An 8,655-nucleotide genomic window follows, 5' to 3' on the forward strand; every position below is an offset into this window, starting at 1 on the left:
GTGATCTCCGATCACCGCCGGCGAGGTCAGCTGTCGGGTTCGGGCGATCGGTGCCCGGCCGCGGTTCGCGGCTTCACCCCGAGGCGCGCAGCTGCGCGCCGTGTACGTGGGTCCCCCACCCCTGCCCTGAGTGCTCTGGTGGACGACCGGTGGGCAGGGTTTGGCGGACCGGCGCCGCGCTCCGATTCGCTGAGCGCAGCCAAAACATTACGTTTCGTTATGTGCACTGTCGCCATGACGCCCGTCACACCGGCCGCTCTCCGTCCGGGTCCGCTGGTCAGGTCCGTGGGCGGCAGCCGACTGTGACGCACGCAGCGCGGGTCCGACCGTGCGCAGCCCCGGCCGGCCGCCGCCGACCCGCGGGCTCGCGCTGCGGAGCGAGCCCTCGGTCAGCGCGGGGCGGTGAGGATGCGCGGGCCGTCCTCGGTGACCGCGACGGTGTGCTCGACGTGTGCGGCCCGGCTGCCGTCGGCGCTGCGGAGTGTCCAGCCGTCGGCGTCCACCCGGTAGTCGTCGGTGCCGCCGGCGAGGAACCACGGCTCGATCGCGATGACCAGCCCCGCCCGCAGCGGCACCCCCCGGCCGGCCCGGCCCTCGTTGGGGACGTGCGGCGCCTCGTGCATCGTGCGGCCCACCCCGTGGCCGCCCTGGTCGGTGTTGATGCCGCAGCCACCCGCCCGGCCGACCGCGCCGATCGCCGCCGAGACGTCGCCGACCCGGTTGCCGACCACGGCCGCGGCGATCCCCGCGGCCAGCGCCCGCTCGGCGGTGGCGACGAGGGCGAGGTCCTCGCGGTGCGGGGTGCCGACCGGGAAGGTGATCGCCGAGTCCCCGACCCAGCCGTCGAGCGTCGCGCCGGCGTCCACGCTGAGCAGGTCGCCGTCCTCGAGCTCCTGCGGCGTCGGGATGCCGTGCAGCGCGACGTCGTTGACCGACAGGCAGACCACCCCGGGGAACGGCGGCGTGGTGGCCAGCGGCGCGTACCCGAGGAACGGCGAGGTCGCGCCGGCGTCGGCGAGGACGTCGCGGGCCACCTGGTCGAGCTGGCTGAGCCGGACGCCGGGTGCCGCCGCGGCCCGGACGGCGGCGAGCATGTCGGCCACGACCGCTCCCGCGGCGCGCATGGCGTCCAGCTCCCCGGGGGTGCGCAGCTCGATCACGACGATCCCTCCTCGGGCCGGTACAGCTATCCCGGTATTAGTATCACGGCCATGGTGCGCCCCCCGCTGAGCCCCGAGGAGCGCGAACGCGGCCGTCGGCTGGGCGCGCTGCTCCGCGCCGCACGCGGTGGACGCCCGCCCGCGGAGGTCGCCGCGGCCTCCGGGGTGAGTCTGGAGGCGCTGCGCAAGATCGAGTCCGGCCGGGTGCCGACTCCAGCGTTCTTCACGGTGGCCGCCCTCGCCCAGGCCCTCGACCTGCCGCTCGACGAACTGGCCGCCGAGCTCGCCGGCCCGGGCGACGGGACCGCGCTCTCCGCCTGAACCCGGCCCCGCCGGGCGCGGAACGTGGACGGTGCCAGGCGCTCCCGCCCGCGTCGCTGCACGACGACTCCGGGCACCCGGATCCACCGCAGGACGTCGACGAGTCACCGGATACCGGACGTGGATCTCCTCCGGTCCTGCCCGGGAAACCCGGCTGACCGGACGGCGCACGGCAGGCAGGATCGGCGCGCACCGATGAGCGCGCCCCCGCCGCGCGGTCTCCTCATCGACCGCACCGGCGCCGGGCACCCGCCCGCGGACCCGGTGCCGACGGAGGAGGACACCGTGGCCGACCGGGCTCCCGCACTGGACCTGCGCTCGGGGCCCGAGCGGGTCTTCGCGCACCTGCTGGTCAACAACCTGCTGGTGTCGGTCGTCAACTACACCGTCTGGTTCGCGGTCACATTCTGGGTGTTCCTCGAGACGGGCTCGGTGTTCGCCACCGGGATGATCGCCGGCATCTTCCTGGTCGCGACGGCCGGGACCGGCATCTGGTTCGGCAGCCTGGTCGACCACCACCGCAAGCACGCCGTCCTCCAGGCCTCGGCGGGTGTGTCGACCATCCTGTACGCGCTGGCGCTGGCGGTGTACTCGCTGACCCCGGAGGAGTCGTTCCGGACGGCGGCCAGCCTGCCGCTGTGGTGCTTCGTCGTGCTGCTCATGCTCGGCGTGATCGCGGGCAACCCGCGCATGATCGCGCTGCCGACGCTGGTCACGCTCCTGGTCCCGGCGGACCGGCGGGACCGGGCCAACGGGCTCGTCGGATCGGCGACCGGCCTGTCCATGCTGGTCACCTCGGTGATCAGCGGGCTGCTGATCGCCTTCGGCGGCATGACCGCCGTCCTCGCGCTGGCCCTGACCGTCCTGGTGCTGTCGGTGGTCCACCTGACCCGCGTCCACGTGCCCGGGGACGGGGTGGCGTCCCTCGCCGAGGACGAGGACGGCGCGGCGGCCGGCTCCGGCGTCGACCTGCGCGGAACGCTCCGCCTGGTCCGCAGCGTGCCCGGGCTGCTGCCGCTGATCCTGTTCAGCTGCTTCAACAACTTCCTCGGTGGCGCCTTCATGGCGCTCATGGACCCCTACGGCCTGTCGCTGATGTCGGTGCAGGCGTGGGGGCTGCTGTGGGGCGGGCTGTCGGCGTTACTGATCATCGGCGGGCTGCTGGTGGCCCGGATCGGTCTCGGCAGCCGCCCCATCCGGGTGTTGCTGCTGGTCAACGTGGCCATGTGGACCGGGACGATGCTGTTCCCGCTGGCCTCCTCGGTGCTCACGCTGACCGTGGCGATGGCCGTGTTCATGACCGTGACGCCCTTCGCCGAGGCCGCCGAGCAGACGGTGCTGCAGCGGGTGGTGCCCTACGAGCGGCAAGGCCGGGTGTTCGGCTTCGCGCAGAGCGTCGAGCAGGCCGCGTCCCCGCTGACCGCCTTCCTCATGGCCCCGCTCACGGAGTTCCTCGTCATCCCGTTCATGACCGACGGGGCGGGCGCGCGGGCGATCGGCGGCTGGTTCGGGACGGGCCCCGACCGCGGCATCGCGCTGGTCTTCGTCGTCACCGGGCTGATCGGGGTCGTCGCCGTCCTGGCGGCGTTCGCCAGTCCCGCCTACCGGCGGCTGAGCGCGGCGTACGCGGCGGCCAGGGATGAGGACCTCGCCGGTGCGGACGAGCCGGCGGGCGTCGTCGACCCGGCCCTCACGGCCGTCCCCGCCCCGGTCGCCCTGGCCCGTGGCGGAGGAGAACCGCCGGTGTGAGCCCGGTCGTCGGCGGCGGCGCTCGCTCCGGCGACCGGCCGGGACATCACGGCACTGACGAGGTCTGCAACACACGCACCTGTTCTCGCCGGTGCAAGCAGAACCGCCCCGGCCCTCCGGAGAGGGCCGGGGCGGCTCAGGCTGTTTGCCGAGTTCGCCATCGCTGCCGACCTTGGCACGAGATGTCAGTGGCAATCCCGCTGACATCTCGGCCAGCCCGCCAGGACCTCCCGCGAGGATCCGCGGGACGTCCCGGCGAGCGTCGGAGTCAGCTGCAGCCGCTGGTGGAGCCGCAGCCCTCGCACACGTAGCAGCTGCCGGCCGGCCGCATCTTCGTGCCGCAGGTCATGCACAGCGGCGCGTCGGTCGCGGTGCCGGTGACCAGCTCGAGCAGCTCGGCCGAGGAGTGGGCCTCCTTGACCGACTGCTCGGCCTTGGGCTCCGGCTTGGTCGGGGCCTCGGTCGGCGCCGAGCCTCGCAGCGCCTCGAGGTCGACCTCCTCCTCCTCGACCACGGTGCCGGCCGAGGCCGAGGTGCCGTAGCCCGAGACCTGGGCGGCGCGCTCCTCGGCGCTGAAGATGCCCAGGCTCGCCCGCGCCTCGACCGGCAGGTGGTCGAGGGCCAGGCGCCGGAAGATGTAGTCCATCACCGACTGGGCGATCCGGATGTCCGGGTCGTCGGTCATGCCGGCCGGCTCGAACCGCATGTTGGTGAACTTCTGGATGTAGGTCTCCAGCGGCACACCGTGCTGCAGCGCGATCGACAGCGAGATGGAGAAGGCGTCCATCACACCGGCGAGGGTCGAGCCCTGCTTGCCCAGCTTGAGGAAGACCTCCCCGAGGCTGCCGTCCTCGTACATGCCGGCGGTCATGTAGCCCTCGGCACCGGCGACGCTGAACGAGGTGGTGACGCTCGTCCGCTTCTTCGGCAGCCGCTTGCGGACCGGGTGCGCGAGCACGGCGGGCTCCGCGGCCTCGACCTTCGCCTCGGCCTTGGTGCCGTCGTTCTTGCCCTTGCCACCGGACAGCGGCTGGCCGACCTTGCAGTTGTCGCGGTAGATCGCCAGCGCCTTGAGGCCGAGCTTCCAGCCCTGGAAGTAGATGTTCTCGACGTCCTCGATGGTCGCCGTCTCCGGCATGTTGACCGTCTTGCTGATGGCGCCGGAGATGAACGGCTGGACCGCCGCCATCATCCGGACGTGGCCCATCGGCGAGATGGCCCGCTCGCCCATCGCGCAGTCGAAGACCTCGTAGTGCTCCGGGCGCAGGCTCGGCGCGTCGACGACGTGGCCGTGCTCGGCGATGTACTCGACGATCGCCTCGATCTGCTCGTCCTGGTAGCCCAGGCTCTTCAGCGCCCGCGGAACCGTCTGGTTGACGATCTGCATGGAGCCGCCGCCGACCAGCTTCTTGAACTTGACCAGCGAGAAGTCCGGCTCGATGCCGGTCGTGTCGCAGTCCATCATGAAGCCGATGGTGCCGGTGGGCGCGAGCACCGAGGCCTGGGCGTTGCGCCAGCCGAAGTCCCCGCCGATGTCCAGGCACTCCTGCCACTGGGCGGTGGCGGCCCGGAGCACGTCGGCGTCGTCGGCACCGACCGGGCGGATGGCGTCGTTGGCCGCGGCGTGCTTGCGCATGACCCGGGCGTGGGCGTCGGCGTTGCGGGCGTAGCCCTCGTACGCCCCGACGATGCCGGCCAGCTCGGCCGAGCGGCGGTAGGCGGTGCCGGTCATCAGCGAGGTGATCGCCGCCGCGAGCGTCTGGCCGCCGCGGGAGTCGTAGGCGTGACCGGTGGCCATGAGCAGCGCGCCGAGGTTGGCGTAGCCGATGCCCAGCTGCCGGTAGGCGCGGGTCGTCTCACCGATCGGCTCGGTCGGGAAGTCGGCGAAGCAGATGGAGATGTCCATCGCCGTGATGACCAGCTCGACGGCCTTGACGAAGTTCTTCGAGTCGAACGTGCCGTCGTCCTTGAGGAACTTCATGAGGTTCAGCGACGCCAGGTTGCACGAGCTGTTGTCCAGGCTCATGTACTCCGAGCACGGGTTGGACGCGTTGATCCGCCCGGTCTCGGGGTTGGTGTGCCAGTCGTTGATCGTGTCGTCGTACTGGATGCCGGGGTCGGCGCACTCCCAGGCGGCCTGGGTGACCTTGCGGAACAGGGTCTTGGCGTCGACGGTCTCGATCACCGAGCCGTCGAGGCGGGCGCGCAGGCCGAACTCGTCGCCGTCCTCCACCGCGCGCATGAACTCGTCGGAGACGCGGACGGAGTTGTTGGCGTTCTGGTACTGGACGCTGGTGATGTCCTTGCCGCCCAGGTCCATGTCGTAGCCGGCGTCCCGCAGCGCGCGGATCTTGTCCTCCTCGCGCGCCTTGGTCTCGATGAACTCCTCGATGTCGGGGTGGTCGATGTCGAGGACGACCATCTTCGCCGCGCGACGGGTCGCGCCACCGGACTTGATGGTGCCGGCGGAGGCGTCCGCGCCGCGCATGAAGGAGACCGGCCCGGAGGCGGTGCCACCGGAGGAGAGCAGCTCCTTGGAGGAGCGGATGCGGGAGAGGTTCAGGCCGGCTCCGGAGCCGCCCTTGAAGATCAGCCCCTCCTCCCGGTACCAGTTGAGGATCGAGTCCATCTCGTCGTCGACGGCGAGGATGAAGCAGGCGCTGACCTGCTGGGGCGCGCTCGTGCCGACGTTGAACCACACGGGGCTGTTGAAGCTGAAGTACTGGTGCATCAGCATCCAGGTCAGCTCGTGCTCGAAGATCTCGGCGTCGCCCTCGGAGGCGAAGTAGCCGTGGTCGCGGCCGGCCTGACCGTAGGTGAGCACCACCCGGTCGATCAGCTGGCGCAGGCTGTTCTCGCGCTGCGGGGTGCCGACGGCGCCGCGGAAGTACTTCGTCGTGACGATGTTGGTGGCGTTGATGCTCCACTCGGCGGGGAACTCCACGCCGCGCTGCTCGAAGTTGATCGAGCCGTCCCGCCAGTTGGTCATGACGACGTCACGACGCTCCCAGGTCACCTCGTCGTACGGGTGCACCCCGGCGGTGGTGAAGACGCGCTTGATCTTCAGGCCCTTCCCCCTGGTCGGCGCCTTGGCGGCGCGACGCGTGCGGCCCGACAAGCGATCCTCGGTCTCGGTCACGGAGCTCTCCCTCTGTTGTGGGCTGCGGCGGCTGGGGAAGAGAGCCGCACACGGTTGTATCGGGTGGTGCTGACAGTTCTCAGGTGCCGGCGGCGCTGCCGTCGGAGGCGGCCTGGCCCCGCCCCCCACCTCGCCGGCGGACGACCGGCGGGTCGTTCTGCATGCCAGGGAGCGGCAGGGTCCCGGCCGCGAGGTACCGGGCCCGCAACTCGGTGATCTCCTTCTCGAAGTCCTCGAGCGAGGTGAACGCGCGGTAGACGCTGGCGAAGCGCAGGTAGGCCACCTCGTCCAGCTCCCGCAGCGGCCGGAGGATGGCCAGCCCGACCTCGTGGCTGGGCACCTCGGCCGCCCCGGAGGCCCGGATGGCGTCCTCCACCTGCTGGGCGAGCTTCTGCAACTGGTCCTCGTCGACCGGTCGCCCCTGGCAGGCGCGCCGAACCCCCGCGACGACCTTGGTGCGGTTGAACGGCTCGCTCACCCCGCTGCGCTTCACCACGGCGAGCACGGCCTCCTCGACCGTGGTGAACCGCCGGCCACACGCGGGACACGACCGCCGGCGGCGCGTGGTGGCCCCCTCGTCGGCCTCGCGCGAGTCGATGACCCGACTGTCGGCGTTGTGGCAGAAGGGGCAGCGCACGCTCTCTCCCCTCCTCCGGTGGTACCTGTCCGACACGGGCGCCGGGCCGCTGCGGCGGCCCGGTGGTACCCGATTCCAGCGGCCGGCTGTGGACCCCCCTGGGGACATCCGGTGGACGTCCCGGGGATGACCTGTGGCTGGCCTGTGGACGGACTTACAGCGGTGCAACTACTAGATGTAGGGGAACCCTAGGCGCGCCTCTACTAGATGTGCAAGCCGAGACACGCGCACTCTGTTCCGTCGAGACACGGCCGTGACCAGCTTCGCTCAACTCCCCCACCCGTCACGGCGACACGCCGCTACAGGCTCGTCAACCCCGCTCGGCGGGTGTAACGCGTGTCGTCGTCCGCCCCGTCGCCGGAGGGCGCCGGGACGCGCGCACCCGACGGGCCGCCCGACACGAGGGGCGGCGCGGAGCACCGGCGACCGGAGGAGGGCGGCTCGGCCGGCGTCGTCAGCGAGGGGTGGCGCCGTCCGGTCGCGGGAGGCGCGGACGGGTGACGCGGTCGGTGAGCCGGAGGGGGCGGGTCAGGCAGTCCAGCTCGGGCCGCGCCGCGGCGGCGGCCACCGGGGGGCCCACGGGCGCCTGGTCGGTGGCACGGTGGCGGCCGGCCACCGCCGCCGGCGCCCGGTGCCGGCCGGCGGAGGACTCCCGCCCGACGGCCGGGAGCTCGGCGGTGACGTCGCCACCATGGCGGCGGCGCGACCGGCCACCCCGGAGCGTGGCGCCCGCACTGACCGCGGGGAGCTCGGGAGAGGTGAGCACGTCGGCCACCAGCTGCCTGCGGGCGGCCGCACGGTCGAGGACGACGGTCGGCTCGACCCCGGCCGGCGCACCGGCACCTGGCTCCCCGGTCCCGGTCGGCTCGGCGAGCGGCGGCCGAGTCAGCCGGAGGTCGCCCAGGTCGACCCACGTCTCGCGCTCCACCCCCGCGACGGCGACCCGGACCGACACCTCGCAGGAGCCGTCCTGGTCGTGCCGCCAGCCGAGGATCGCGCCGGGCCACCAGGAGCCGTCCGCGTGGACCTCGACGTCCGGCGAGTGCTGGGTGAAGGCGGCCGAGCGGCGTTCCGAGGTGACTGACACGGGACGACCGTATGTCGTCCCGTGGGCACACTCCGTCAACAACTCGGCACGGACAGTTGACGAACCTGGCGGGTCAGCCTTGTCGCCAGTCGTCCTCGCGCCCGCCGCCACGAGGTCGGTCAGGGCAGCCGGAGCAACTGGCCGGGGATCACGGCGGCACCGTCGAGGGCGTTGAGCTCCTCGATCGCGTCCACCACCGCGCGCACGTCACGGTCGGGACCGGCGACCTCCGCGGCGATCGACCACACGGTGTCCCCGGCCTGGACGACGACGGCCTGCTCCCCCACCAGCTGGAGCTGACCCGAGTCCCCGCCCAGGAGGGACCCGATCCAGGACCCCACGGCGATCCCGGCGCCGAGCACGAGGACGGCACCGAGCCGACGGGCCCGACGGGTCAGCCGCAGCCCCGGCGGGGTCCGGTCCGCGTCGCTGCACCCACCGCGGACCGGACGGGTGACCGGACGGGTGGACGACGGTCGCCCCCCGGGCCGCGGCCCCGAAGCCGCGACGGGCCGCCGGCCACCGGCCGACCCCGGCCGGGGGGACGCGGCCGGAGCGGGCG

7 protein-coding genes and 1 riboswitch are annotated in these 8,655 nt (G+C 72.7%); of the genes, 2 read left to right on the forward strand and 5 right to left on the reverse strand.

Features of this window, described 5'->3' with window-relative positions; all coding sequences use genetic code 11:
- Positions 1-151, reverse strand: a riboswitch (cyclic di-AMP (ydaO/yuaA leader).
- A 238-nt stretch (positions 152-389) separates the two neighbouring features.
- Entirely contained in the window at positions 390-1,160 is a 771-nt protein-coding gene (gene map / locus PGN05_RS21085) for a type I methionyl aminopeptidase (RefSeq protein ID WP_419754537.1), read from the reverse strand.
- A 51-nt stretch (positions 1,161-1,211) separates the two neighbouring features.
- On the opposite strand from map, the gene PGN05_RS21090 reads away from it, so the two are divergent.
- Positions 1,212-1,481, forward strand: a complete 270-nt coding sequence (locus PGN05_RS21090; RefSeq protein WP_419754538.1) for a helix-turn-helix domain-containing protein — start codon at positions 1,212-1,214, stop codon at positions 1,479-1,481.
- A 195-nt stretch (positions 1,482-1,676) separates the two neighbouring features.
- On the forward strand, positions 1,677-3,230 hold the full coding sequence (locus tag PGN05_RS21095; RefSeq protein ID WP_419754539.1) for an MFS transporter: 1,554 nt from the start codon (positions 1,677-1,679) through the stop codon (positions 3,228-3,230).
- A gap of 268 nt (positions 3,231-3,498) precedes the next feature.
- Here PGN05_RS21095 and PGN05_RS21100 read toward each other — a convergent pair whose 3' ends face one another.
- From PGN05_RS21100 to PGN05_RS21115, 4 genes are all read right to left on the reverse strand, one after another.
- On the reverse strand, positions 3,499-6,369 hold the full coding sequence (locus PGN05_RS21100; protein ID WP_419754540.1) for a vitamin B12-dependent ribonucleotide reductase: 2,871 nt from the start codon (positions 6,367-6,369) through the stop codon (positions 3,499-3,501).
- Between the two features lie 79 nt (positions 6,370-6,448).
- On the reverse strand, positions 6,449-7,006 hold the full coding sequence (gene nrdR, locus PGN05_RS21105) for a transcriptional regulator NrdR (RefSeq protein WP_419754541.1): 558 nt from the start codon (positions 7,004-7,006) through the stop codon (positions 6,449-6,451).
- 454 nt (positions 7,007-7,460) lie between these two features.
- The gene (locus tag PGN05_RS21110) at positions 7,461-8,093 is read right to left on the reverse strand and encodes a hypothetical protein (RefSeq protein ID WP_419754542.1); all 633 of its coding nucleotides are present in this window, start codon (positions 8,091-8,093) and stop codon (positions 7,461-7,463) included.
- Between the two features lie 119 nt (positions 8,094-8,212).
- Entirely contained in the window at positions 8,213-8,455 is a 243-nt protein-coding gene (locus PGN05_RS21115) for a LysM peptidoglycan-binding domain-containing protein (RefSeq protein ID WP_419754543.1), read from the reverse strand.
- Between the last annotated feature and the right edge of the window lie 200 nt (positions 8,456-8,655).

It is taken from the genome of Geodermatophilus sp. CPCC 206100, from assembly GCF_048569675.1.
Classification (GTDB): domain Bacteria; phylum Actinomycetota; class Actinomycetes; order Mycobacteriales; family Geodermatophilaceae; genus Geodermatophilus.

What these genes read in the sequence shown, in the direction of transcription:
- PGN05_RS21090 (WP_419754538.1), top strand. Translation starts at nt 1,212, where the DNA reads ATGGTGCGCCCCCCGCTGAGCCCCGAGGAGCGCGAACGCGGCCGTCGG.
- PGN05_RS21095 (WP_419754539.1), top strand. Translation starts at nt 1,677, where the DNA reads ATGAGCGCGCCCCCGCCGCGCGGTCTCCTCATCGACCGCACCGGCGCC.